This is a genomic window from Paraburkholderia diazotrophica, assembly GCF_038900755.1.
GTDB classification, from domain to species: Bacteria; Pseudomonadota; Gammaproteobacteria; order Burkholderiales; family Burkholderiaceae; genus Paraburkholderia; species Paraburkholderia diazotrophica_A.
The window spans coordinates 24795-49556 of sequence record NZ_JBBPEN010000013.1 but is presented as its reverse complement, the minus strand read 5'-3'; the positions used below and the strand labels follow the sequence as shown (position 1 = coordinate 49556).

Below are 24762 nucleotides of genomic sequence, written 5' to 3'. Positions count from 1 at the left end.
AATGAAAAAGATGCAATGGGTCTTTGGCGTCACCGCAGCTATGCTTGCCGGCAGCTGTATTGTTCCGGGCGTCGCTTACTCACAGAACAAGCCCGAGGTCATCATCGGCTATGAGGATAACGGCGCGGATCCTTACATGGTGTCGATGGCTGAGCATATGTTCGAACACCAGATGAACGCTGACGTTCAGTACAAGCTCTTTAGTTCTGGCCCGGCGGCGATGAGCGCGTTGGCGTCGAACAGTCTCACGTTCATGTGCGGCCTCGGCGTTCCACCGCTCGTCACTGCCATCGCGCAGGGCTTGCCGATGACGATCGTGTACAACCAGGAGCGCTACACGGATGCGGCTGGCATCGTGGTCAAGCCCGACAGCGGCATCCATGACGTCGCTTCCCTGCAAGGCAAGAAGATCGCGATCGTGGCTGGCTCGCAGGCCTCCTTCGAACTGGCGACCTTCCTCGCGGCTGCGCACGTGCCGTATTCATCGGTCACGCAGATCAACATGGCGCCTCCGCAGATGCGCACGTCCTGGGTGACGGGCGCGATCGACGCGGCGATCGTCTGGGACCCGGTATTCAGCGCGCTGCGCTCGGCCGGCGGCAAGGCAATCAAGACCGATGGCGATCTGCCGCGAGAAGCCTCGAGCTATAACGTCTGTATTGCCAATTCGGAGTGGGCGAAGGCGCATCCCGACCTGGTCCGCGGTTTCGTCGCGGCTCTCGACCAGGGCTATCAGGTGACGATGAAGAATCGGGACCAGGCGCTTGCTGAAATGGCGCGCGCGACAGGCGTGACCGTGCCCGTTGCGAAGAGCGAACTCGCCGGTTACGAACTGTTCTCAGGCGCCGACCAGACCACGCCGAAAGTCATGGGCCTCGACGCAGGCGTCAAAACCTCCGCAACTTATCTGACACTGGTGAATACAGCCAAGGTGCTCAACATGATAGGCCGCATTCCGTCGGTACCGGCGAACTTCGACTCGAATGTCGCGCCACAGTACTCCAGATCTTTCGCACATTGACCCATTGATCCATTGACCGTCCGACCATCAAGCAGGAGACGAACTTGAACATCGTCATCGATTCCCTGTACAAGACATTCGGTGCGACATCGGCACTGGAAAACATCAATCTGCAGTTTCGGGGCGGCGAATTCGTCACCGTGCTCGGCGCCTCCGGCTGCGGAAAGACCACCTTGCTGCACCTGCTCGCGGGTTTGACGTCACCCACGCGGGGCAACATCTATATCGATGGCGAGATCAAGGACCAGCCCGGTGCCGACCGTGTCGTCGTGTTCCAGCAGGCCGGTTTATTCCCGTGGCTCAGCGTGCAAGAAAACATCGAGTTCGGGCCGTCACTGCATTCGGTGCCCAAGGCGCAACGCCGAAAGGACTCGGCCGACATTCTGCGGATCATCGGCCTCGAGTCTTTCGCCCGGCACAAGACCTATGAACTGTCGGGCGGCATGCAGCAGCGCGTGGCTATTGCGCGGGCACTCGTCATGAAGCCGAAGGTGCTGCTGATGGACGAACCCTTTGGCGCACTGGATGCGCAGACCCGTAGTTCCATGCAGACCTTCCTGACGGAACTGTGGGAGCAACTTCACTGCACGGTCGTGTTCATCACTCACGACATCGACGAAGCGATCTTTCTCGGTACGCGTCTTGTCGTGCTGTCGGCGCGGCCAGGGCGAGTCGCGCTCGACGTGCCCATCGAACTGGAACGGCCTCGCACCCCGAAGGTCGCCTTCGAACCGCACTTTCTGGAACTGAAAAAGCGCGCGATGGGCATTCTTGCGCATTGATATGAGCAACACTCCGCCGGCGACCGTTAGCATGGCCTGAATACCGTGTCGCAATGATGTGCGATTCGAAGACGGGTACGAGGTGCGCAAGGAGCCACGCCATTTCGGGCCGCGCGAGATCGCAGCGGTCTGCCTGATCTTTGGTCCTGACATGTACCGGCAGGTTTAGCGGAGGCCTTTGCGGAATGTCTTTCTGACCGGGCGACGGTTGCGACGGTACGCGAATACATAGCGACGATGTTCAGCGGAGATGAGCAGGCATGACGGCAGCCCCGCGCCGGCGCCCACGAGGATCACGACTTTCTTGCATCCCGCAAGTGCATCGCCTGCTGCTGCGATCAGGCCGGGCTCCCGTCGGCGTGTCGGCACCTCACAGGCCGTCGATGTGTGGCTCTTTACGTTACGTTTGAAGCGATTCTCTTTCGATGCCGCGCATCGCGTGAATATCGATCGGGAGTGCGATATGGGCCACGCCCGAATTCGCAAGCGGGCACCGGCATGCGTAGTTAAGAACGTTCCCGTCGAGGTGAACGCGTCATTGCGACCTGAGGCGCAGTTCGCTGCTCACGGATTGCACGCCCGACACACCGCGCGTTACGGCAAGCGCTTTCTGAAGCTGTACTTCAGAATCGACGTATCCCGACAACTGCACGGTGCCTCGATACGTCGCGACGCTTATCGGTAACGATCTCAGCCCCGGGTCACCAACGAGCGCCTGCTTCACGCGGATGGCGAGCGTCGCGTCGTCAGTGACCATCTCCCCGGCTGTCACGGGCGGCGCCGCCGTCGACTTGCAGCCATTGGTCAATGCGAACGTGGGCAACGCGAACACTGCGACGATCAGCAAGCGGAATTTGAGGTATGGCGAGTTTCGCATGTCGGCTATGTCATCCAGATTCACGCATTACGCAGGAATCGCGCCATGAAGTCGATTATCCGGGCGAATGCTCAAGGGGAGTTGAAAGGCCGTCCGCATGGCCTTGCCGGGTAGTTATCGAGACACCTGTGCATTATTCGTCTGACAGCGCGCGATCGGCCTCCTTGGCGCGCGAAGCTCGTATTACCGGTCGGCGCAGGTCGAGATTGACTCAGTGCGTCGTAAAAGTATGAGCGAGGAACAGTCACACAGACTATCGCGTTCGCCGCCTGCTCAGCGATAGCCACCACAGCGCATCTTGCCGCGGAACACCCGGTACGACCAGTACACGTACGTCAGCTGGATCGGCAGAATGAACATCGTGCCGGTCGACAGAAATTCCGATGACCCTTGCGACGATGCCGCGTCCCATAGCGCGACGTGCGGCGGCGCCGCATACGGTCACAAGCGAGAACCAGCCATCAGATGGAACGCGAAAAAGACAACGGCGACGGGCGCCCGGTCGCGACACGGCCAGTCTTTGAGTCACGGACCACGCGGTTCCGTTAGTGTGCCAGATAGAGGCTGCCTCAAACTTGATAGCGACGGCAGAAACCATGTGGCGTGCTTCGGAGGCGGCCATCCTCGTCGGGAATTCGCCGGCAAGTTCTCAGCCTTTATAGATCGTTTAGATACACGTTCCAGTCAGGCGGCTCCCGGTCGCGACGCAACAGCGCGCTGAGTGGCGTTGGCCGGGGCGACGGAATTGTTAAAGCGGTTCGTCGGGTCGCGGCGCAACCGTCGCCATTCCCGAACCCGGCTGTCGACTCCGTGGCGAACGACGCCGGGCTTTCCAGGCGTTTCTCCATCTGCCTCACGTCAACCTGTACCCCGCTCGAAACACGAGCGCCGTCGAGCTTCGTGGATGACTTCCACGCTTGCACTCCGCCAGGGTAACTCCCGATACAGTAATCGATGACTAATAATATTATTAATTTCGCCGTGTCGTTTCCGTTTCTACCAGGTATCAGGATCACCGTGCGTAGGTAAAAGGAAGAGCTATGCACGATAAATTAATAATAATCTTCGACCTTTATAAACGCGGGGATCACAGGAGAGACAGGTGCGCAACTTCTTCGTGCTTTCGGCAAGCGCGGTGATTCTGGCCGCGTGCGGTGGCAATAGCGATCCATCGAACCCCACAGCGGTGGCGGACACACAGACGCCCGCCGCGAACGCGGCATCGGCAGCCGCCGTGCAGAGCGAATTCAGACTGGCGGGATCCACGCCACTCGGCATGCGAACCACCACGCCCGCTGTCGTCATCAGCGATCCGGACAAAGCGCTTCCACCCTACACGCCGCCCACACCGCCCGCCGCGCTTACTACGACGACGCTCAGCTATGGCGACTTCACGAGCTATCTCGCGCCGGGTTCGACAAACGGCTGGGTGGCGGGCGCGACCCCGTCGAGCATCACGATTCCCGCGCCTGCAACCAATGGCACAGGCGCCGGGGACAAGGCCGTCGCCCTCGGCAGCACGTATGCGACTGCGTCCTACGAAGCAGACGTCACGGTGACGAACCCCGTGGGCACGGGCCCAGCGAACGCGGGCTTTATCGTGCGCACGACCAACCCGACGGCGGGCGGCCCGGACAGCCTGACGGGCTATTACGTCGGCCTCGATACCGGCACGCACACGCTGGTCGTGGGCCGTCAGAACAACAACTGGACGCAGTTCATCCAGTATCCGAACAGCACGATCACAGGTGGCAGCACGCACCATCTGAAAGTGACGACGAGCGGCACCGCGATCACCGTCGATCTCGACCAGCAGCGCGTGATCAGCGCGAACGACGCGACCAATGCGCTGCCCGCCGCGTTCGCAAAGGGCACCTTCGGCGTGCGCCGGTTCGGTGTCGGCGCGACGTTCAGCAACGTCACGATCAAGACGTATCCCACTGTTACTTCGCCGAGCTTCGATTTCTCGAAGGTGGTCGGCATGGTCTACACGCCATCGACGGCCGTCAACGCAATCGACTTCTGGGAGAACTACGATCCCGCGATCGTGAACCGCGAGCTGACGTATGCGCAGACCTACGGCATCAACACGATAGCCGTATATCTACACTACCTCGTGTGGGCCAACGACCGCGTCGCGTTCCTCAGCAAGTTCGAGAACCTGCTGGAAATTGCGGCGCGGCATGGAATAAAGGTGTCGCCGATCTTCTATGACGACTGCTGGAACCCGACGCCTGCGTACGGACCGCAGCCCGCGCCTGTCTGGGGCGTGCACAACAGCCAGTGGGTGCAGTCGCCGGGCGCGCCGATCGAACAGGCGTACTTCAAGCCGAGCGCATCGAACGCGGCCGTCACGTACAAGGCGAGCCTCGCGAACTACATCACCGACTTCGTCGCGCCGCATCGTAATGACTCGCGCATCATCTTCTGGGAGCCGATGAACGAGCCGGGGTGCAGCGGCAACGGCGCATTGCAGCAGACGCGCGCAGTGATGATGAACGATGCGCGCATCGCGATTCTCAATGCGGGCGCAACGCAGCCGATCAATTCGCCGCAGGTGCAGGAAGACGAAGGCACGTACTTCTCGGACTTCTACGCGTTCCATCCGTATAACAACCCGTACACGGGGCCGGTGAACGGCAGTTACGTGAACGCGCTGAATTCGGAAACCCTGCAACGCGGCTTCCCCGGCACGACCGGGCAGACGATGCCGGGCATCGTGTCGAACTACGGCGGCACGACGGGCTTCATCATCTGGGAACTGATGATTGGACGCACGAATACGCGTTTCCACTGGGGGCAGACGCCGAGCGCACCGGCGACGGTCGAACCCGCGACGCCGTTCCAGGGCACGATCTATCCGGATGGCCATCCGTGGCAGACGTCGGAAGTGCAGGCGCTGACGGGCGGATTCGATGTGAAGCTCCCGGTGCTGAACGTCGGGTACTACAACGATCCGACCTTCGCCAGTGCGCCCGTGAAAACATCGGTGACGCCGCTTGTTGATTTCGATCTGAACACGGAGCGCGGCACCGATTCGCCGGATGCGTCGGCGGGCATCAACGCGACGAACTACGGCATTCGCTGGACGGGTGCGATCGAAGCGTCGACGACGGGCCTCTACACGTTCTCAATCGACAGCGACAACGTCGCGCGTCTGTGGATCAATGGCGTGCAGATCATCAACAAGAAGACTTCGACGCGTTCGACGGCGAGCGGTATCGTGTTCCTGACCGCGAAGCAGCCGACGTCGATCAAGGTCGAGTACGTGCATGGCACGGGCGCGGCGAACATGCACCTGTCGTGGTGGAACCCGCTGGTTCAGAGCCCTGCCGCAGTGCGGATCGTGCCGTCCAGTCCGCTAGTGGCGACGAACTGATCCTGTTTCGAGCCTGGTGATGAAGCCGGCGACGCAGTAGCGCTGCCGGCTTCTTTAAAATGCTTTGCAACCGACGCAATAAGATCCGCCTCCCCGTCTGCGCCGCGTCCGACCGTCTTTATGATTTTTGCGCCGTGCACGAGCTTGGACGGCGTTAGGAAACATCATCGCGATTGCTCCGGCAATCCTGCTCCGCGCAGCGAACATCGTTTTGTTTCGATGACGAAGTGCAGAGCGAGCGGCCCAACCACGCACGCGCTCATCACGTAGTACGTGGGAAACAATGCGCTGCCCGTTTTTTCTACGAGCCAGTCGCTGACGGTGGGCGCGTTCCGGCAAAGATCGTAGCTCAAACTGCGCGACTCGCACATAACCCGCACGCTGTTCCCACTGGCCTGATACCGCGCGCGGCGCGGCGGTCGCGGCCGGGTCGTCAACTGGGCCTACACCTACACCTCTCATCTCGGCGGCGCGCTCGGGAAGTGGCTTCAGCGGCGTTCGACTTGCGGTGTCCATTGCGATGGCGCGCGGAAAATCGCAACCGTGCTTTCACAAGACGGCGATGACAGCCGTGCGAGTGCGTTGACTTTTTCTCACAATAACCAGCCTTAATATCCATTGAGCCGCATCGACGCGTCTTCGATAATCTGCTCACGATAATGGCGCGCAGCGCCTGTCGAATCCGCCCGCCGTAGGTTGCTCGAAGCACAGTCGTGAAGAGCGGGCCGCAGACAACCAGGAGACAACGTGGAGCAGACGAGCGAAAGCAGCGCACGCCGCGTGGCAGTCGTGACGGGTGGTGCAATGGGCATAGGTGCGGACACTGCGGAGCAGCTCGCGAGACGCGGCTATCACGTCGTGCTGGCAGACATCAACAAGGGCGCCGCCGAAGAGACGGCGGCAACGTTCGGGCGCGAAGAGCTGTCCGTATCGGCTGTGCAGATGGACGTCGCGAGTCCCGAGTCGATTGCCGCCGCGTTCGATTCGATCGCCGGCACGCACGGACGTTGCGATGTGCTCGTCAACTGCGCCGGAATAGCGACGCTGGTCCCGTTCATCGACTATCCGCTCGATGTCTTCGTCAAAACGATGCAGGTCAACGTCACGGGCACGCTGCTGTGCGCGCAACATGCGGCGCGTCTGATGGTCAGGAACGGGTGGGGCCGCATCGTCAATATCGCATCCGTGGCGGGCATGCGCGCGGTCGGCAAAGGGCGCACTGCGTACGGTACGTCGAAAGGCGCGGTAATCGCGCTGACGCGTCAGATGGCGGTCGAACTGTGCGACTACGGCATCACCGCGAATGCGATTGCGCCCGGACCCATCGACACGCCGATGACGAAGGCGCTGCATTCCGACCAGTTCCGCGACGAGTATTCGCGCGCGATTCCGATGAAGCGCTATGGCAAGACATCGGAGATCGCAGCGGCTGTCTGTTATCTGGCTTCCGAAGAGGCTGCGTACACGAACGGCGTGGTGCTGCCCGTGGATGGCGGTTTCCTCGCGTGGGGCGCGGGCGCGGTTTGAGCACAGGCGGTGCGCGCCTCGCGGTATCGACGCCGCGAGGCGCGTGCTTCGTCAGCCTGCTCCGCCTAGCATCAGGATGCGTTGCGCCATGCGCAGATTTGCGTAGTCGATCATCTTGCCGTCGACGGATACGGCGCCTTTGCCTTCCGCCTCGGCTTGACGCATCGCATCGACGACGCGTGCTGCGAATGCGAGTTCGTCCGCCGATGGCGTGAACGCGTCGCGCGTTGCGTCAACTTGTGAGGGGTGAATCACTTGCTTGCCGTCGAAACCAAGTGCCGCTGCCTTTTCTGCCCAGGCCCGCGCCAGCGTCGCGTCGCGGTATGCGCCGCATGGGCCGTCGATCGCCCGCAAGCCGAAGGCGCGCGCGGCGACCAGCACGCGCATCATCGGATAGGCAAACAGGTCGAGCGGTGTTTCGACATAGCGCGCGTCCGGCGAGAGCGACGTGTGGCGATAGCCGTCCGGCGAGCCGCCGATTTCCGCGCTGCGCGCGCCGATCGAGCCCGCGAAATCGCCAACGCCAAGATGCAGTGCCGCGATGCGAGGCGCGCTCTGAGCCAGCATCTCGACCATGACGAGGCCGAGCGCGGTCTCGATCAGCAAATCGATTTCGAGGGGTGCGGCGCGGGCCGCGCCTTCGGCTGCGTCGATCCAGCGCGCGATGTCAGCGATCTGCGCGGGGCATTCCGACTTCGGCACCAGTATCGAATCGAGCCGCGCGAGCGGCGCGAGTGTGCGCACTTCATCTTCGATAAAACGGCTGCCGTATGCATTCACACGCACTAACACCGTCTTGTCGCCCCAGTCGAGATCTTGCAGCGCGCTACGGGCGCATTGCAGTGCCTCGCGTTTTTCCTGCTCCGGCACGGCATCTTCGAGATCCAGAAACACGGCATCCGCAGCCGAGCGCGCGGCGGATTCGACGAGACGCGTTCGATGCGCGGGCACCGCGAGCACGGTGCGCGTCAGGCGGCTGGCGGCGCGGTTCATGCGGCGCTCCTCTTGCGGGCTGCAAGTTCGGCAAGCACGCGTTCCGTATGTTCGCCGACTGCGGGCACGGGATTCATCACGGGTTCGACGCCTGCAATCGTGATCGCGGGGAGAAACATGGTCTGCATGCCCGTCGGCGATTGCACTTCGCGCGTTCGCTTGCGTTCGCGAATCTGCGGATGATCGACGAATTCCTCAACCGAGTTCATGCGTGCGTTCGCGATGGCGGCCGTGTCGAGGCGGCGCAGTACTTCGTCACTGTCCCATTGCGCGAAGCGGGCGACGATCAGCGCTTCAAGCGCGTCGCGATTCGCAAGGCGTTCGGGATTCGTGGCAAAGCGCGGATCGGTGGCGATTGCGTTGTCGCCGAGCACGACGTCGCAGAACGATACCCACTCCCGCTGATTCTGGATGCCGAAGAATATGCTGCGGCCGTCACCTGTTCTAAACGGGCCATATGGCGCGATCGTCGCGTGGCGCATGCCGTTGCGCTTGAGCGGCTCGCCGCGGCCCGTCGCATAGTAGGCGGGATAGCTCATCCATTCCGTCATCGAGTCGAACAGCGAGACCTCGAACGCCGTGCCGCGCCCGGTGCGCTCACGCTGATAGAGCGCCATCAACACGCCATTGAGCGTGTACATGCCCGTCGCGATATCGGCAATGGCGAGTCCGCATTTCGCGGGCTCGGCTTCGCTGCCGTTGATCGCGAGAAAGCCGGATTCGCATTGGACCAACAAGTCGTACGCCTTCTTGCTGCTGTATGGGCCGCCGCTGCCATAGCCGGAGATATCGCACGCGATGAGACGCGGATGGCGCGCAACGAGCGACTGTGCGTCGAGTCCGAGCTTCGCGGCGGCGCCGGGCGCGAGGTTTTGCAGGAAGACGTCGGCTGTTTCAAGCAGCGCGTCGAGTGCCGCTGCACCATCGGCGCTCTTGATGTCGAGCACGACGCTTTCCTTCGAGCGGTTGGTCCAGACGAACTGGCTCGACATGCCGTTCATCACGTTGTCGTAGTCGCGGCAGAAGTCGCCGCTGCCCGGACGTTCGATCTTCATGATGCGCGCGCCCCAGTCGGCGAGATGGCGCGAAGCGAGCGGCGCGGCGATGGCCTGTTCGAGCGACACCACGGTGATGCCCGAAAGCGGAAGGGACATGCGTTGTCTCCTGATTGTGCGGATCACGATGACGGCAAGCGTTGCCGTCGCACAAAAATGCTAGCTCGCGAAGGTCTTCAGGAGGAAATACTGTTTGGAACTACGGGGTATAGGCATGTCTAATATATCCGTCGAAAACGACGCCTGCGAGCGCGACGAAGCATACGGTCCGTCGTCAGGACGGCTCGTTCGAGAGCGTGGGCGCGATCTCTTCGACGATCTGCTGCACGCAGTCCTGCACGGCGCGCGATGCGGCCGTTTGCGGCACGGCGTTGAGCCGGCACAGCGCTACGGAGCGTTCGAGCGTCGGCTTCACGAGGCAGCGAGTGAGCAGATCCGTCTTGCGGCCCATGTTGAGGAAGCCCGAGAGAATCGTCGCGACTTCGCCGCGCCGTGCGAGTTCGAGCATCGTGGGCAACGAGTCGACGTCGGCGACGACGTTCAGATCCAGCCCCGCGCTGGCGAATGCGCGCTCGACGAGCAGCCGCAGGCCGTGCGATTTGCCGGGCAGCACCAGCGGTACGCCCGACATCAGTTCGAGCGATACGGACTTCGCGTGCGGATTGCCGATCCATGCCGCGCCGTGCACGCAAAGACGCTCGTGAAAAAGCGGAACGGCGGAGACGCCGCGCGTTTCGGTCTCACGAAACAGCACCGCGAAGTCGAGCCGTCCATTCGCGAGCAGTTCGTTCAGGTATCCGCTCATGCTTTCGAATATCTGCAAATGGATGCCGGGGTGAGCCGCCCGCATCCGCTCGATCAACGGTACGGCGAGCGTCGAGGCAACGCTGGTCGGAAGGCCGATCGCGACCTGGCCCGAGAGCGCATGCTCGCCGCGTCTGACGTCGCCGCGCATCTGCTCGATCTGCTTGATGATGGACCTGGCATGACGATACAGCGTCGTTCCGGCGTCGGTGGGCGCGACGCCCGAATAGCTGCGCAACAGCAGCGGCACGCCCAGATCGTCTTCCATTTCCGCGATTTGCTGGCTGAGCGACGGCTGCGAAACGGACAACGCGAGCGCCGCCTTCGAAAGACTGCCCGCATCGACGCAGGCCACGAAATAACGCATCTGCCGGATATCCATCGCCCGAGTCTCCTTGATGTGCCGCGACGAGGTATAGGCGACGATTATATGCTCTATCGCCAATTCGTATTTGTTGCCGTTACATCGATCTCCCTATACTTTTTTTGCCCAGGCCGTTGCGCTTGCTGAGCCTGGTATCACATTCGCGGAACTGAACAGAACAGGAGACACAGCATGCCACTCGAGGCGCAAACCCTTTTCATTGACGGCGTATGGACCAGCGCCGCTTCGGCGGCCGCGCTCGACGTGCGTTCGCCGACTGACGGCGAGACCTTCAGCGCGATTTCGCGCGGCGACAAGGCCGATGTCGAGCGTGCTGTCGGCGCGGCACGCCGCGCGCTGGAAGGGGCGTGGGCGACGATGGCGGGTTTCGAACGCGGCCGCATCATGTCGAAGCTCTCCGATCTGATTCTCGCGAATGCCGAGGAGCTTGCGCAGACGGAAGCGCGCGACACGGGCAAGCCGATCACGCAGGCGCGCACCGACATCCGCGCGACGGCGCGCTACTTCGAGTTCTACGCGGGTGCCGCCGACAAGATACTCGGCGACGTGCTGCCTTTTCTCGACGGCTATCAGGTCACCGTGCAGCGCGAGCCGCGCGGCGTGTGCGGACTGATCATTCCGTGGAACTACCCGGCGTCGATGTTCGGCCGCACGGTGGCGCCCGCGCTTGCCACGGGCAACACGGTCGTACTGAAACCGGCAGAAGACGCGAGCATGAGCTGCATCCGTCTCGCTGCGCTTGCGCACGAGGCGGGCGTGCCCACTGGCGTGCTCAATCTGGTCACAGGATTAGGCGAAGAAGCGGGCGCGGCCCTTTCGCAGCACCCTGACGTCGATTTCCTGTCCTTCACGGGTTCGCCCGAAGTCGGCACGCTGATCCAGACGGCGGCCGCTAAAAATCACGTGCCTTGCGTGCTCGAACTCGGCGGCAAGTCGCCGCAGATCGTGTTCGACGACGCGGATCTCGAACGCGCTGCGCAGACCATCGTCGGCGTGATCACGCAAAACGCGGGGCAGACCTGCTCGGCAGGCAGCCGCGTGTTGATCCAGCGCTCTGCCTACGAGCGCTTCATTGCGATGCTCAAGGCGCGCATGTCGGCCGTGAGAGTCGGCGCGCCCGCAGCCGATCTGCAGTGCGGGCCGGTGATCAACAGCACGCAGGCGAAGAAGGTGCAGGGCTTTCTCGATCGTGCGCGCGCTGACGGTATCGAAGTGATCGCACAAGGCTCGCTCGACGGCAGCGCGGTCAAGACGGGCTACTTCGTGCTGCCGACATTGTTCGGTCCGGTTCCGACCACACATGAACTCGCGCAGGAAGAAGTGTTTGGGCCGGTGCTCGCAGCGATTCCGTTCGAAGACGAAGCGGACGCGATCCGTATCGCGAACGGTACGGCCTATGGTCTCGTCGCCGGCTTGTGGACGGAGAACGGCGCGCGTCAGATGCGAGTCGCGAAGAAGCTGCGCGTGGGGCAGGTGTTCATCAACAACTATGGCGCTGGCGGCGGCATCGAATTGCCGTTCGGCGGCGTGAAGCGCAGCGGCCACGGCCGCGAGAAAGGCCTCGAAGCGTTGAAGGAATACACGGTAGCGAAGACCATCGTGCTGCGTCACGACTGATCGCGCACGACACCGCCAATGACAATGATCCGAATGGACATCATCAGGAGACAGTCCGTATGACGGCAGTACCTGAATTTTCCCGCGCTGCGGTGTTGCGCGAATTCAAGGCGCCTCTCGCAATCGAAGAAGTCCCGGTGCCGCGCGATACCGAGCCCAACGCAGCCCTCGTCAAGATCGAGATGTGCTCGATCTGCGGCACGGACGTGCATTTGTGGCAAGGCTCGCTGTCGCTCAAGGTGAATCTGCCTGTGATCATCGGGCACGAGATGGTGGGCCGCGTGATTCGCGCGGGTGCGGGCGTGAGCACCGATTCGGTGGGCACGCCGCTGAAGGTGGGCGATCGCGTCGTCTACACGCACACGTCATGCGGCGGCTGTTACTTCTGCACGACGGCGCGCAAGCCGACGCTATGCACGAACCGCCGCGCGTACATGTACGAGAACATCGAGGAATCGCCCTATCTGCTCGGCGGCTTCTCGCAGTACGGCTATATCCTGCCGCAGGCGGGGCGTCTGCGCGTGCCGGATTCGGTACCGAACGAGCTGGCGAGTTTGTCCAGTTGCGCGCTGCGCTCGGTGATGAATGCTTTCTCGCAGATCGGCGACATCGAGCCGACCGAGACCGTGCTGATCCAGGGCGCAGGTCCGCTCGGCCTGCTGGCGACGGCGAATGCGCGCGTGCGCGGCGCGAAGAAGATCATCGTGGTGGGTTCGCCGGAGCCGCGCCTCAAGATGGCGGAGCGTTTTGGCGCGGACGTGTGCATTCCCGTCGAAGGCACGACGCCCGCCGAGCGGCTCGACAAGGTGCTGTCGCATACGGAAGGACGCGGCGCCGACATCGTGATGGAGTTCACGGGCGTGCCAGCTGCGTTCGCCGAGGGCCTTGCCCTTGCGCGCAAAGGCGGGCGGTATCTCGTGGTCGGCCAGCTTGGCGAGGCTGCCACGTCGATGCAGCCGTCGATGATCGTCAAGAAGAACTTGCAGGTGATCGGCTCGTTCTCGGGCGACGCGCGCAGCTATTCGCTCGCGCTGCAATTTCTCGAGCGGCATCAGCATGCGTTTCCATTCCACGAAATGATTTCTGGCCGCTATACGCTCGACGAGGTGAACGTCGCGCTGACGCGCATGAAGAATTTCGAAGAGATCAAGCCGGTCATCACAGTCGATTGACGATGGACGGCTCGCTCGCCGGAACGGATGGGCGGGTGCGGCACACCGGGCATTTCCAACGCGCGGACATCATGCCGGACCAATCCGGCAGAACATAAAAGGAGACAACAGATGGCTATCAATCGTCGCAACTTTCTCGTCACGGGTGCAGGTTCAGTGGCGGTTGCCGCATCGGGCATGCTCGGCGCGCCCTGGATTCGCCGCGCGCAGGCAGCGGAGTTCACATACAAGGTCGGCACCGATCTCCCCGCATCGCATCCGCTGAACGTGCGGATTCAGGAAGCCGCGAACGCGATCAAAAAGGAAACCGACGGACGCATGGAAATCCGCGTGTTTCCGAACAATCAGCTCGGCGGCGATCCGGACATGTTCGCGCAACTGCGTGCTGGGGCGTTAGAGTTCTTTACGCTCTCGGGCGCGAATGCGCTTTCCGCTCTCGTGCCGAAGACGGCCATCTCCGGTGTCGGCTTCGCGTTCAAGGATTACGACCAGGTATTCGCGGCGCTCGACGGCGAACTGGGCGCGCATCTGCGCGGCCTGATCACGAAAGCGGGTCTCGTCGTGCAGGACAAGGTTTGGGACAACGGCTTCCGGCAGATCACCAGCAGCACCAAGCCGATCAGTACGCCCGCAGACCTGCAAGGGATGAAGATTCGCGTGCCGCCTGGCCGCCTGTGGATTTCGCTCTTTCGCGGGCTGTCCGCCGCGCCTACTTCGATCAGCTTCAACGAGGTGTATTCCGCGTTGCAAACGAAGGTCGTCGAAGGTCAGGAAAATGCGCTCGCCGTCGTCGATACGGCAAAGCTGTACGAAGTGCAGAAGTACTGTTCGATGACGAGCCACATGTGGGACGGCTTCTGGTTCCTCGGCAATCGCGCAGCGTGGGACAAGCTGCCAGCGAACATCCGCGACATCGTGTCGAAGAATCTCAACTCGTACGCGTTGCAGCAGCGCAAGGATGTGGCGCAACTGAATTCGTCGCTGCAGAAGACGCTGGAAGGCAAGGGACTCGTGATCAACTCGCCGGATATGACGGCGTTCCGCGACGTGCTGCGCAAATCCGGCTTTTACGCCGAGCAGAAGCAGTTTTTCGGCGAAGAGGAGTGGGCGCTGCTCGAAAAAGTCACCGGGAAGCTAGCATGAGAACGCACATCGCCGAAGACTTCTCGCAGCCGCCGCACGACGGACGTGTGCTCGCGTTGCCGTCGATGCCGGACTGGCTCGCGCGCGTCGACCGCGTGCTCGGGTTGATCGTCGCGATTCCGGCGGCGCTGCTCGTGCTTGCGGAAATCGTGCTGCTCTTTAGCGGCGTATGCGCGCGCTACGTGCTTCACAGGCCATTGGTATGGGGTGACGAACTGGCGTCGATCCTGTTCCTGTGGCTCGCGATGACGGGCGCGGCGACGGCGCTGCATCGCGGCGCGCATATGCGGATGACGGCCATCGTCAACCGCGCGGGCCGCGAGTGGGGCCCGATCTGGGATACGGTTGCACTCGTCGCGAGCCTGCTCTTTCTTGGTTTGATCGCGGCGCCCGCGTATTCGTATATCCAGCAGCAATGGATGATCGTGACGCCCGCGCTCGAATTCAACGACGGGCTGAGGGTCGCCGCGATCGTCTACGGCGTCAGCTGCATGCTGCTGATGTGCGTGGTGAAGCTGCTGGCGATCGGCTGGAAGCCCGCATTGATCGGCGTGGTGGTGTCGGCGGCCGTCGTGGTCGGGCTGGACACAGCCGGTCCGCTACTCCAGTCGCTCGGCAATCTGAACCTGCTGATCTTCTTCGTCGGGGTCGTCGGCTTCACCGTGCTGAGCGGCATGCCGATCGCGTTCTCGTTCGGGCTCGCAGTGTTTTCGTATCTGTCGCTGTCGACGTCGATGCCGCTGGAAATCGTCGTGAGCCGGATGGACGAGGGCATGTCGCAACTGCTGCTGCTCGCGGTGCCGATGTTCATCTTCCTCGGCTTGCTGATCGAAATGACGGGCATGGCGCGCGCGATGATCGGCTTTCTCGCGTCGTTGCTCGGGCATGTCCGAGGCGGCCTGTCATATGTGCTGGTCGGCGCGATGTACCTGATCTCGGGGATCTCGGGCTCGAAGGCGGCCGATATGGCCGCCGTCGCGCCGATCCTGTTTCCTGAGATGAAAAAGCGCGGCGAGCGTCCGGGCGAACTGGTGGCGTTGCTGTCGGCGACGGGTGCGCAAACCGAGACCGTGCCGCCCAGCATCGTGCTTATCACGATCGGCTCGGTGACGGGCGTATCCATTTCGGCGCTCTTCACGGGCGGTCTGCTGCCGGGCTTCGTGCTCGCGCTGGCGCTGTGCGCGCTGGTCTGGTGGCGCGCGCGCCGTGCGCAGCCCGCGTCGGCGACGCGCGCTCCGCTGCGGGAGGTCGGCAGGGCGCTGCTGGTCGCCGTGCCGGCGCTCGCGCTGCCCGTTGTGATCCGCTTCGCGGTCGTCGAGGGCATTGCCACGGCCACTGAAGTATCGACGGTCGGCATCGTCTACGCGCTGCTCGCGGGACTCTTGATCTACCGTCAGTTCGACTGGAAGCGCATCGGTCCGATGCTCGTCGAAACAGCTGCGCTGTCGGGTGCGATTCTGATCATCATCGGGACCGCGACGGCGATGGCGTGGGCGCTCACGCAATCCGGCTTCTCGCACAGCCTGGCCGCATTCATGGAACACCTGCCGGGCGGCGCTGCCGCTTTCATGGCGGTGTCGGTCGTGATGTTCGTGCTGCTTGGCAGCGTGCTCGAAGGCATTCCCGCGATCGTGCTGTTCGGGCCGCTGCTGTTTCCGATTGCGCGCGAAGTGGGCATCCACGAGGTGCAGTATGCGATGGTCGTGATCCTGTCGATGGGACTGGGGCTGTTCTCACCGCCGTTCGGTGTCGGCTACTACGGTGCGTGCGCGGTCAGCAAGATTCATCCCGACGAAGGCATTCACCCGATCGTCGGCTACATGATCGCGTTGTTCATCGGCATCGTCGTGATCGCCGCCGTGCCGTGGATATCGACCGGGTTCCTGAAAGCGCCATGACGCTGTGCGCTTGCAGTTGCATTTGCAATTGGGCTTGCACTTTCTCTTGCCGCGCAATCCGCAAGCGCTGGTGAGCCATGAAAAAAACGAAAAAGGGCGGTGACGAAAAGTCACCGCCCTTTTCCTCTTGCTTGCCGTCTCCCGCTGACGACTAACGCGTGTTGCCGTCTCGCGCGGTCAGGAACAGGTTCGCGTCGCCCATCTGTCCGCCCTTGAGCGCGACCTGCAACTGCTTGAGATGCGGCTTGTTCGACATCACGCGACAGAGCGGCGCACCCGGCGTCAGTCGTGCGTCGATTTCGAGGGCGTCGGGGCCGAGCACCTGCGTGACCTGGCTCGACGTATCGCCGCCGGAAAGGACCAGTCGCCGCAACCGCACCGCTTCGAGCACGGCTTGCGCAATGGCGCCCAGCCGTTGACCCAGCAGACGTCCGCCGCGATGCCGTGCTTCGTCGTGACTCATGCCGCCCGCCGCGAGCGCATCGAGCATTGCAGCGATGCGCGGATCTTGCGGACCGCGCGCGGTATGCATGACGACGCTGCGTCCATCTCGAAGCGCGGCGACAGTACGCGCGACGATCTGCGCAAAGGCCTGCTTCCAGTCGCGCTCGTCGAGCAGGGCGCGCGCATCGATTGCGATCTCGACGAAACCCGCCGCAATCGCCGCGTCGATTTGCGCAGCGGACAATGGCGACGCGCTGCCCGACAGCACGAGAATCTGCGAGACGGGTTCGATGCGGTCATACGAAGGACGAACAGAGGGCAACTGTCCGCTCGCTGTCCACCATTGCGACAACGCATATTCGAGCCCGGAAGAGCCGACCGCGAATAGAGGCGCGCGACGTTGCGCCTCGCGTTCGAGCAGACGCCCGACTTCCGTCAGATGCGCATGTGTCGCCGTGTCGAGCAGCAGGCCGGCGGGCTCGACGGCCAACGCGCGTTGCCACGCCGCATCGACTGCGCCGCGATCGCCTTCGAAGCCCGGTAGAAAGAAACCGGCCATCGGCAGCTCGGTCTGGCGCGCGAGATGCCGTAGCAGGTCGCCTTCGTCCATCGGCGTGACGGGATGCGCGCTCATAATCGGATGGCGGTCGATCCGGTAGATGCGGCCATCGGTGCCCGAGCGCGCGAACAGATTGCCGAACACGCAGAAGCGCTGTAACGCAGGCGTGCCCGCGATGATCGGAATCGTATGTTGCGTGACATGCTGGCGCGCGATTTCCATCACGCGTCCGATACTGCCGATGGTCGCCGAGCTGTCGAACGTCGAGCAGACCTTGTAGTGGAGAATCGGCGCGCGCAGTTCGCGCAGCGCCGTGAAGACAGGAGGCAGCGCCGCGTCCATTTCGGCGGGTGTCATCGCGCGGCTGTCGCCCGCCACGCCGATCGCGTCGAAGCCGTCGTGGCTCGCCAGTTGCGCACGCGTCGGCGGCTTCAGGAAGAGGGCGCAGCGCAGGCCTGCAAAAGCGAGTACTTCGAGAGCATCGGTGGACCCCGTGAAGTCGTCGCCGTAAAAGGCGAGGCGCAGCGAAGGTGGCGCGTTCAGCGGAGCGTCGTTCATCGTCTCGATCAGATCGCGTTGAAGTGGGAGAGTGCGGCGCGCAGTGCGGGGCGCGTGCGCGCGTAGGTGTCGAGATCGATGCCTTCGACGGCTGCCTCCCACGCTTCGCGCATGCTTGCGACGCCTGCCGCGATGCCTTGCGGATGGCCGATGATACCGCCGCCCGCGAGATGCATCAGGTCGACGGTGCGCAACGCGGCGAACATATCGGGTGCCTGCGAGGCCCATTGCCCGGACGAGAACACCGGCATCAGCGGTTCGACACCGGCGAAAGGCGCGAGGCAGGCGCGCGCTGAATCGAGTACGGACGCGTCGGGTTCCCAGAACTTGCTGCGAATGCCGTTCACGTGCAGATGATCGATGCCGGCAAGACGCCACAGCTTCTGATACGCGGCAAACGAGAAGCCGAGCTGAGGGCAGCGCGTCAGCGCGCCCCAGCCGTTGCGATGTCCGTGGATGGGCAATTGCGTGTGCCGGCGAAGATGCTCGACGCCGGAAAAGCCCACCCAGTTCACGCTCACCATCACGCAATTGCCGCCTGCATCGAGGACCTGATCGTGACGGCGCAGCATTTCGTCGATGGTCCCCGAAATGTTGATTGCGTACATCGGCATGCGGCCTATCCGGTCCGCGTGCCGGTGAAGCACGGGCATGACGGCGGCGAGCCGTGCATCGAAGCTCGCGTAAGCGGGATCGGCGAGCAACTCGTCGTCCTTGATGAAGTCGATATCGGCGGCGCACAGGTCGTCGACGATCTGCGCGGTCTGATCGGGCAGCAATCCGATGCTTGGCTTGATGATCGTGCCGATCAGCGGACGCCCATGTACCCGCGCGACACGCCGTGTTCCTTCGATCCCGAAGCGCGGCCCAGCAAAGCGCTCTGCGTGATGCTCCGGCAACTGGATGTCGAGCAGGCGCAAGCCTGTTATTTCGCCGAGTTCGAACAGATTGCCCGCGACGGTGGCGAGAAGCTGCTGCAGATTCGCGCCAACGTTGTCGACAGGAAACCCGATCTCGATCTCGCCGCGATAGAAGATCTCCGCCGGCTCCCTGCGCTCGACGAATGCGCTGTGCAGCGATGCGTCGAGCGCGGGCGGCAACGATTCGACCTTGAGCACGCGAGCCCGCGCGCGCTCCTTGAGCGCTTCTGTTTCGCCGGGCAGTGCGAGGAAAGTGCCGCTCGACTGCTCGCCCGCGATGACCTCGGCGGCCTTCGCGACCGGAACCGAACTTTCGACGAAATAGCGCGCCGTGAATTCCGCGCGTGAGTGAGAAGAGTTGGGCATGTTGTGGCTCGTTGTTTTGCTGTGCGCGAAGGGGGAAGAGCGAATAAGCGCGCCGCGCGTCTCCGATATGCGCGATATGCGGCGCGGGCACGCGAGAAGGCCGCATGTCCCCGGTTCACGGACTATAAGATTGACCGTCCAAAGCTTCAAACGATATGATTTCAGCGGGCGATGCGAAAAACTCACAATAGCGCCGCATCGTCGCGGTCCTCTATCCGGTTCTCTGCCGTTTAACGCTGGCGCTTGCGCATCACCGCGCGAGCGCTCTCTAGCGAGGAAATCTGCGCGTGCCCCGCCCTTCACTCAATGCATTGCGCGCGTTCGAAGCCACCGCGCGTTTGCGCAGCTTCGGAGACGCTGCGCAAGAGCTTTCTGTCACGCACGGCGCGATCAGCCGTCACATTCGCTCGCTTGAAGACAACCTCGGGGTGCTGCTGCTGTTGCGCAACGCGCATTCGACGGAGCCGACACCCGAAGGCGCGCGGCTCGCCGATGGATTGTCGCGTGCGTTCAATCTGATCCAGACGAGCGTCGAGCAGGTGAGGCCCGGTCCGCTCACGTTGTCGTGCTCCGCGTCGATCATGATGTACTGGCTGCTGCCGCGGCTCACGAAGCTGCATCGCAAGCATCCCGCGCTTGAAGTCAGCTTCAACATGGGCTATGACGAGGTGGATTTCATGCGCGACAACATCAGCGTCGCGATCCGGCTGAACACGATTAAGGCGCCAAGAGAGATCGAGCCGCATCCGCTCGTCGACGAATGGGTCGGCCCGGTCTGCGCGCCCGAGTATATGCGCGCGACGCGCATCACCAACGTAGGCGACCTGGAGCGCACGCGGCTGCTGGCGACCAACACGCGTCCTGTCGCGTGGGACGACTGGTACGTGGCGGCGGGGCATACGGCGGCGCGCCGTCCGCCCCTCGCCGAGTCGTTCGAGCACTTCTACCTGCTGATTCAGGCCGCGAAATGCGGGCTCGGCGTGGCCGCCGTGCCGCGCATGATGGTGCGCGACGAACTGGACTCAGGCGCGCTCGTCGCGCCGTTCGGCTTCGTGCCCGGGCCGCGCAAGCTCGTGCTGTGGGTCGCACCGCATCTCGAAGCACGACCGCAAACCATTGCGCTCGTCGAATGGTTGAAGGACGAGTTTGCACAAGCCGAAGGCAAAGCGCTCTAGATGATTCGCGCGGCGTGATCCGCGCACCGCGAGTTCAGATCGCGGTGCCGCCGTCGGCGTTGTAGACGTGCCCCGTCACGAACGATGCTTCCGGTGAAGCCAGAAACGCGATCACCGCGGCGATTTCTTCCGGTTGCGCGCCTCGGCCCATCGGCGTCGCGGCATAGATCGTGTCGATGAAGCCGGGCGGCTTGGTGTCGAGTTGCCGGCGCACGAAGTCGGTGAGCGTAAAGGCGGGCGCGACTGCATTCACGCGGATGCCCGACTTCGCAAACTCTTTCGCGAGCGACTTCGTCATCGCGATGACCGCGCCCTTCGACGTGGCGTAGGCCGCGGTGCCGAGCATGCCGCCGCCTTTCTGCCCGGCAATCGAACTCAGATTGACGATAGCGCCGCGTTTCCGTTCGAGCATGCGAGCGATCGCGTGCTGGCAGCATAGCCAGGTGCCCGTCGTGTTCACTTCGATCACACGATGAAATTCTTCCAGCGTGATGTCGAGGAAGGGCTTGGCGCTTTCGAGTCCCGCGCTGTTCACGAGCACGTCGAGACGGCCCCAACGGTCGATCACGGTTTCCATCATCGCCTTGACGCTCGCTTCGTCGGCGACATCGACCTTGACGGCGATGGCGTCGCCGCCACGAGCGCGAATCTTTTCGGCCACCGCCGCCGCGGGTTCTTCGCGCAGGTCGGCTATCGCGACGCGATGATCGCGGTCGGCAAGCAGCACGGCGCTCGCTTCGCCGATGCCGCTCGCGGCGCCGGTGACGATCGCCACAGGTGTCTCATTGTTCATTCTTCTGCCTTCTGGTAAGGCGACGGCCGTCCGTCGCGGTGAATCGTATGCGCGCTATGTGCGGGCTCCCGCGAAAATATATGGCGCGTGCAGGGCTACCATCAAACGAAATGTTTTCCTGAGATGCGGAGAAAAACTCACTGTTGTCAGCCAGCTGCCCGTTGCGGGGTCGCCTTGATTTCCGCGCAGTTTTCCGGCTACAGCGATGTCGAATACATGCGGCTTTGCGAACTGCCCCGATAAATATCGGCGCAAATTCAAGGATCTGCTGTTTGGGGAGGAAGAACGCCCGGGTATAGGCGCTGATGCGGAGATTGGCGACGGTAAGCAGTACAGTTGCGGCCGCGATTTCGCGGCGTCGGAAGGTCTCGTTCTCGGTCAGTACAGTACCGGTGGGAAGGCCCGCTTGCTCGGCATCGGGCCACCACACAACGCATGAAGCAGGCGCAACGATCGGTCTGGACTGAACACCCGGCGTTCTTTTTCACGTAGCACCCGACGGGTTTCCCACTATCGACGCCGGACAGATTTACGCGAGCCTGCAATCACGATCAAAAATCGTGGTTCCGAGAATGGGACGGACCATAGATTAATTCGGTCTACGGTGTTGGCCCCTGAATACCACTAGCGCTATTCACTATTTGCAACGAGTGCATTGGTACCGGGCTCCCTTTGTCGTTGTGGCAGACGTAGAGCGACGGCACGCCCAAATTCGAGTGCGGGAGGTGCAAATGACTGCTTCATCTGTGTAGTGCGTTCGGCTGTTGAATGCCGCCGCCGTCAGCAATCTATGAAATCAAGCTGGTTGCCGTTCAACCGCTAACTCCTATGTCGCATTCGGGCACAAGCCGGCCGGTTCGGGTGGGGAAGACTCGTACATGACAGGAGATGCCCCATTCGCCGACGCCAGTTTCCGACCGGCATCAAAGCAGGTTGATGCCGGTCGCGCATTATTGCGCTCGCCACGCCGCCGCCGAATAAAAAAGCACGGGTAGTTTTGACTCGTATTTCGATGCTTTAAGGTGTTCTTCAGAAATCACCTGATCGAAATGGTGCAAGCCTCTCGCGCGCGTCTGCGCGCACCAAGAGAAGCGTCGTAATAGTGGAAATCCCGTACAAAAGTCGACATGCAGCGAAAGTAATGAGAAGGGTTGTACCTCGTAGAATCGCGCCATAGACGCGGACACGCACGATATTCAGCGGTGCGCATCGATGAATGAAACCGGGAGTTCAGATTGACGCTGAGTTTGCGCGCGCGATTGCTGTTGTGGTTGGTCATGCCGTTAGCCGCATTCGTCGTGGCGACTGCGCTCATTTCATACGACTCGGCCAGCAGTACTGCCACTGTGGTTCAGGATGCGTTGTTGCTTTCGTCCGCGCGCACGATTGGCGAAGATATCGATTGGGTCGAAGGCCGGCTGAACGCCGATGTTCCGCCCGCTGCACTGGAAATATTCGAGTCGCCGTATCAGGATCAGGTGTTCTACAAGATTTCCGCAGGAAATCAACTGCTCGGCGGCAATCCGGATCTTGCATTGCCGTTGCAAGAATCGGCGCAGTCCGTCTTTTACGATTCGACGTTAGACGGACATGCCATCAGAGTGGTCGCTTACACGCGTCAGCTGTACGACTCCGGCAAGGTCGAGCCCGTCACGGTCGTGGTCGGCAAGACACAGGCTTCGCGTCACGCAATGGTCGAACAGCTTTGGCGCCCGCATTTTCTCCGCGAATGCCTGATGCTTGCCCTCGTAGCGGCGCTGGTGCCGCTTGGCTTGACCGTCGAGTTGCGTCCGTTGATGAAGCTCAAGAACGACGTAACCGATCGCGAGCCAATGCAAATCGAACCAATGCGCGCCGAAGGGCTGCCGTGGGAACTGCGTCCCATCGTCGATGCAATCAATCAATGCATTGCGCAGCTCAAGGTCCATACGGCGAGGCAGCGCCAGTTTATCGCGGACGCCGCGCATCAATTACGCACGCCGTTGACGCTGCTCGATACGCAGATCCAGTATGCCACCCTGCGCGAACACCGCGATCTCGAGGTTGCCGCTGCGCTCGACGGCATGCGGCGCAGCACGCAGAAGATGACGGACATGACGAATCAGCTATTGCTGTTGGCACAGGCAGAAGCTGCACCGTCGCATGCCCATACGCGGGCTGACCTGTCCGCAGTGGTCGCATCGGTTCTCGAAGAACTTGTCGTGGCCGCACATCGCCGTGGCATCGATCTCGGAGCAGAGCTTGCGGACGACGTGCACGTTGAAGGCAACGCGAATCTGTTGCATGCGCTCGTCGCGAATCTCATCGATAACGCGATCCGCTATACGCAGGAGGGCGGCCAGGTGACGGCGCGTTGCACCTGCGAAGGCGACGGCGCCGTGCTACAGGTCGTCGACAACGGTCCCGGAATTCCCGCCGAAGCGCGCGCACATGCGTTCGAGCGTTTCTATCGCGGCGCGACGCATGTCGCAGGAACAGGCCTTGGTCTGTCGATTGTGCGAGAGATTGCGCAGTTGCACGGCGGTGCGGTCACGCTGGGGCACGGCCAGGATTACAAGGGTCTTGTCGTTACCGTGCGAATGCCCGCATGGCGCAGTTGAGGATATCGCAATGAAACTACTGCTGGTGGAAGACAACGCGGACCTGGCGCACTGGATCGTCAATCTGTTGCGCGCGGAGAACTTCATTGTGGATAGCGTGCCCGATGCCGAGCGGGCCGAGGCGATATCGGGAAATCAAAGCTACGACGTCGTGCTGCTCGACATGCGCCTGCCATGCATGAGCGGAAAGGATTTGCTGGCACGCTTGCGACGGCGCGGCAACAATGTGCCCGTCCTGATGCTGACCGCCCACGGGTCCATCGACGACAAGGTCGACTGTTTTGGAGCCGGTGCGGACGACTATGTAGTCAAGCCGTTCGATGCGCGTGAACTTGTCGCGCGCATCAAGGCGCTCGTCCGGCGCCAGTGCTCCGAGAAGGCAGTGTCGCTGAATTGCGGCGATTTGCACTATCAGTTCAATACGCGCGAATTTCGTCGCAACGGTACACCGCTTCCATTGCGCCGGAGGGAACATGCGATTCTCGAAACACTGATGCTGAGGCAGGGAAAGACAGTATCCAAGGCGGCGCTGATGGAAAGTGTATTCAGTCTTGACGATGAGGCGAGCGTCGATGCCATCGATATCTATATCCATCGCCTGCGCAAGCATCTTTCCGCATCGACCGCGCAGATCATGACGTTGAGAGGACTTGGTTATATTTTGCGGACACGGGAAGCTTGATCAACCAGGAGT

At 62.2% G+C, this 24762-nt stretch carries 18 protein-coding genes and 1 pseudogene; 12 read left to right on the top strand and 7 right to left on the bottom strand.

Going from position 1 to position 24762, the window contains the following annotated elements; all coding sequences use genetic code 11:
• Nucleotide 1 precedes the first annotated feature (1 nt).
• Nucleotides 2-1021, top strand: a complete 1020-nt coding sequence (locus tag AABE10_RS30265; RefSeq protein ID WP_342936829.1) for an ABC transporter substrate-binding protein — start codon at nucleotides 2-4, stop codon at nucleotides 1019-1021.
• A 44-nt stretch (nucleotides 1022-1065) separates the two neighbouring features.
• Nucleotides 1066-1803 carry an ABC transporter ATP-binding protein gene (locus AABE10_RS30260; protein ID WP_342936828.1) on the top strand — a complete coding sequence of 246 codons (738 nt, stop codon included), beginning with the start codon at nucleotides 1066-1068 and terminating at the stop codon, nucleotides 1801-1803.
• Between the two features lie 535 nt (nucleotides 1804-2338).
• Here AABE10_RS30260 and AABE10_RS30255 read toward each other — a convergent pair.
• Nucleotides 2339-2680, bottom strand: a complete 342-nt coding sequence (locus AABE10_RS30255) for a BON domain-containing protein (protein WP_342936827.1) — start codon at nucleotides 2678-2680, stop codon at nucleotides 2339-2341.
• Nucleotides 2681-3782: 1102 nt separating this feature from the next.
• Between AABE10_RS30255 and AABE10_RS30245 the strand changes: the two genes are divergently transcribed.
• Nucleotides 3783-6059: a PA14 domain-containing protein gene (locus AABE10_RS30245; protein WP_342936826.1), complete on the top strand. Its 2277-nt coding sequence runs from the start codon at nucleotides 3783-3785 to the stop codon at nucleotides 6057-6059.
• 747 nt (nucleotides 6060-6806) lie between these two features.
• Nucleotides 6807-7586, top strand: a complete 780-nt coding sequence (locus AABE10_RS30235; RefSeq protein WP_342936825.1) for an SDR family NAD(P)-dependent oxidoreductase — start codon at nucleotides 6807-6809, stop codon at nucleotides 7584-7586.
• Between the two features lie 51 nt (nucleotides 7587-7637).
• Here AABE10_RS30235 and AABE10_RS30230 read toward each other — a convergent pair whose 3' ends face one another.
• From AABE10_RS30230 to AABE10_RS30220, 3 genes are all read right to left on the bottom strand, one after another.
• A complete protein-coding gene (locus tag AABE10_RS30230; RefSeq protein WP_342936824.1) occupies nucleotides 7638-8579 on the bottom strand; it encodes a CoA ester lyase in 942 nt (313 codons plus the stop codon).
• Complete coding sequence (locus tag AABE10_RS30225) at nucleotides 8576-9733, bottom strand: CaiB/BaiF CoA-transferase family protein (RefSeq protein WP_342936823.1); 1158 nt, start codon at nucleotides 9731-9733, stop codon at nucleotides 8576-8578. The genes AABE10_RS30230 and AABE10_RS30225 overlap by 4 nt, the downstream gene beginning before the upstream one ends.
• A gap of 175 nt (nucleotides 9734-9908) precedes the next feature.
• On the bottom strand, nucleotides 9909-10820 hold the full coding sequence (locus AABE10_RS30220; RefSeq protein ID WP_342936822.1) for a LysR substrate-binding domain-containing protein: 912 nt from the start codon (nucleotides 10818-10820) through the stop codon (nucleotides 9909-9911).
• 174 nt (nucleotides 10821-10994) lie between these two features.
• Here AABE10_RS30220 and AABE10_RS30215 point away from each other — a divergent pair, with 174 nt between their 5' ends.
• The 4 genes from AABE10_RS30215 (at nucleotide 10995) to AABE10_RS30200 (ending at nucleotide 16653) form a co-directional block, all read left to right on the top strand.
• Complete coding sequence (locus tag AABE10_RS30215) at nucleotides 10995-12440, top strand: aldehyde dehydrogenase family protein (protein ID WP_342936821.1); 1446 nt, start codon at nucleotides 10995-10997, stop codon at nucleotides 12438-12440.
• Nucleotides 12441-12499: 59 nt separating this feature from the next.
• Nucleotides 12500-13612 (top strand): zinc-binding dehydrogenase, encoded by a 1113-nt coding sequence (locus AABE10_RS30210; RefSeq protein WP_342936820.1) that lies wholly within the window; start codon nucleotides 12500-12502, stop codon nucleotides 13610-13612.
• A gap of 111 nt (nucleotides 13613-13723) precedes the next feature.
• Entirely contained in the window at nucleotides 13724-14755 is a 1032-nt protein-coding gene (locus AABE10_RS30205; RefSeq protein WP_342936819.1) for a TRAP transporter substrate-binding protein, read from the top strand.
• A 65-nt stretch (nucleotides 14756-14820) separates the two neighbouring features.
• Complete coding sequence (locus AABE10_RS30200) at nucleotides 14821-16653, top strand: TRAP transporter large permease subunit (RefSeq protein ID WP_342936894.1); 1833 nt, start codon at nucleotides 14821-14823, stop codon at nucleotides 16651-16653.
• 151 nt (nucleotides 16654-16804) lie between these two features.
• Here the strand turns inward: AABE10_RS30200 and AABE10_RS30195 are convergent, their stop codons facing one another.
• Together AABE10_RS30195 and AABE10_RS30190 are read right to left on the bottom strand one after the other, a co-directional pair.
• Nucleotides 16805-18214, bottom strand: coding sequence for a four-carbon acid sugar kinase family protein (locus AABE10_RS30195; RefSeq protein WP_342936818.1), 1410 nt, complete (start codon nucleotides 18212-18214; stop codon nucleotides 16805-16807).
• A gap of 8 nt (nucleotides 18215-18222) precedes the next feature.
• Entirely contained in the window at nucleotides 18223-19500 is a 1278-nt protein-coding gene (locus AABE10_RS30190) for a ribulose-bisphosphate carboxylase large subunit family protein (protein ID WP_342936817.1), read from the bottom strand.
• 287 nt (nucleotides 19501-19787) lie between these two features.
• Between AABE10_RS30190 and AABE10_RS30185 the strand changes: the two genes are divergently transcribed.
• Entirely contained in the window at nucleotides 19788-20675 is an 888-nt protein-coding gene (locus AABE10_RS30185) for a LysR substrate-binding domain-containing protein (RefSeq protein WP_342936816.1), read from the top strand.
• Nucleotides 20676-20709: 34 nt separating this feature from the next.
• Here the strand turns inward: AABE10_RS30185 and AABE10_RS30180 are convergent, their stop codons facing one another.
• Nucleotides 20710-21468, bottom strand: coding sequence for a glucose 1-dehydrogenase (locus AABE10_RS30180; RefSeq protein ID WP_342936815.1), 759 nt, complete (start codon nucleotides 21466-21468; stop codon nucleotides 20710-20712).
• A 307-nt stretch (nucleotides 21469-21775) separates the two neighbouring features.
• On the opposite strand from AABE10_RS30180, the pseudogene AABE10_RS30175 reads away from it, so the two are divergent.
• From AABE10_RS30175 to AABE10_RS30165, 3 genes and pseudogenes are all read left to right on the top strand, one after another.
• Nucleotides 21776-21886: pseudogene (locus AABE10_RS30175) on the top strand (IS110 family transposase); the annotation flags it as partial.
• Between the two features lie 817 nt (nucleotides 21887-22703).
• Nucleotides 22704-24068 (top strand): sensor histidine kinase, encoded by a 1365-nt coding sequence (locus AABE10_RS30170; protein WP_342936814.1) that lies wholly within the window; start codon nucleotides 22704-22706, stop codon nucleotides 24066-24068.
• Between the two features lie 10 nt (nucleotides 24069-24078).
• Nucleotides 24079-24750 (top strand): response regulator, encoded by a 672-nt coding sequence (locus tag AABE10_RS30165; protein ID WP_342936813.1) that lies wholly within the window; start codon nucleotides 24079-24081, stop codon nucleotides 24748-24750.
• The last annotated feature ends 12 nt before the right edge of the window (nucleotides 24751-24762 follow it).

What these genes read in the sequence shown, in the direction of transcription:
- AABE10_RS30215 (WP_342936821.1), top strand. Translation starts at nt 10,995, where the DNA reads ATGCCACTCGAGGCGCAAACCCTTTTCATTGACGGCGTATGGACCAGC.
- AABE10_RS30230 (WP_342936824.1), bottom strand. Translation starts at nt 8,579, where the DNA reads ATGAACCGCGCCGCCAGCCGCCTGACGCGCACCGTGCTCGCGGTGCCC.
- AABE10_RS30205 (WP_342936819.1), top strand. Translation starts at nt 13,724, where the DNA reads ATGGCTATCAATCGTCGCAACTTTCTCGTCACGGGTGCAGGTTCAGTG.
- AABE10_RS30180 (WP_342936815.1), bottom strand. Translation starts at nt 21,468, where the DNA reads ATGAACAATGAGACACCTGTGGCGATCGTCACCGGCGCCGCGAGCGGC.
- AABE10_RS30220 (WP_342936822.1), bottom strand. Translation starts at nt 10,820, where the DNA reads ATGGATATCCGGCAGATGCGTTATTTCGTGGCCTGCGTCGATGCGGGC.
- AABE10_RS30255 (WP_342936827.1), bottom strand. Translation starts at nt 2,680, where the DNA reads ATGCGAAACTCGCCATACCTCAAATTCCGCTTGCTGATCGTCGCAGTG.
- AABE10_RS30210 (WP_342936820.1), top strand. Translation starts at nt 12,500, where the DNA reads ATGACGGCAGTACCTGAATTTTCCCGCGCTGCGGTGTTGCGCGAATTC.
- AABE10_RS30225 (WP_342936823.1), bottom strand. Translation starts at nt 9,733, where the DNA reads ATGTCCCTTCCGCTTTCGGGCATCACCGTGGTGTCGCTCGAACAGGCC.
- AABE10_RS30190 (WP_342936817.1), bottom strand. Translation starts at nt 19,500, where the DNA reads ATGCCCAACTCTTCTCACTCACGCGCGGAATTCACGGCGCGCTATTTC.
- AABE10_RS30200 (WP_342936894.1), top strand. Translation starts at nt 14,821, where the DNA reads ATGCCGGACTGGCTCGCGCGCGTCGACCGCGTGCTCGGGTTGATCGTC.
- AABE10_RS30165 (WP_342936813.1), top strand. Translation starts at nt 24,079, where the DNA reads ATGAAACTACTGCTGGTGGAAGACAACGCGGACCTGGCGCACTGGATC.
- AABE10_RS30265 (WP_342936829.1), top strand. Translation starts at nt 2, where the DNA reads ATGAAAAAGATGCAATGGGTCTTTGGCGTCACCGCAGCTATGCTTGCC.
- AABE10_RS30195 (WP_342936818.1), bottom strand. Translation starts at nt 18,214, where the DNA reads ATGAACGACGCTCCGCTGAACGCGCCACCTTCGCTGCGCCTCGCCTTT.